At 40.9% G+C, this 374-nt stretch carries 1 pseudogene; it reads right to left on the reverse strand.

The window, feature by feature from the left end:
- Positions 1–374 (reverse strand): annotated as a pseudogene (locus AB4486_RS26900) (LysR family transcriptional regulator); the annotation flags it as partial.

Genomic DNA, 374 nt, shown 5'->3' on the forward strand with positions numbered 1-374 from the left:
GTTTAAGCTCATCTCGTAACTCTTGGTGTTGCCCATTAGTTTGATACTTTTTGTGATAGAAAAACTCAAACTCCACGGGACGCATTAAGAATGGAGGCTCATGAATTTGTAAACCGATGGTTTTAGCCAAATGGGTCATGCTAACCGGAACCGCAGCAATGTAGTCAGTCCCTTTTACCGCCAATATCAAGTTAGTGATGTTTCTTACTTCAATAGCAACATCACGAGTGAAGTTCTTTTCGGAAAGAAAGTCGACTATTTGAGTATCTTGGCGAAGTAACTTCAAGGTTACATGCCGTGCTTCAAGAAACTCATCCATCGAAATCTTCTCACCAAATTGACTGTTTTCAGGCTGTCTCTTATACACATCTCCG

Source organism: Vibrio sp. 10N.222.55.C6 (assembly GCF_041473395.1).
GTDB lineage: Bacteria > Pseudomonadota > Gammaproteobacteria > Enterobacterales > Vibrionaceae > Vibrio > Vibrio crassostreae_C.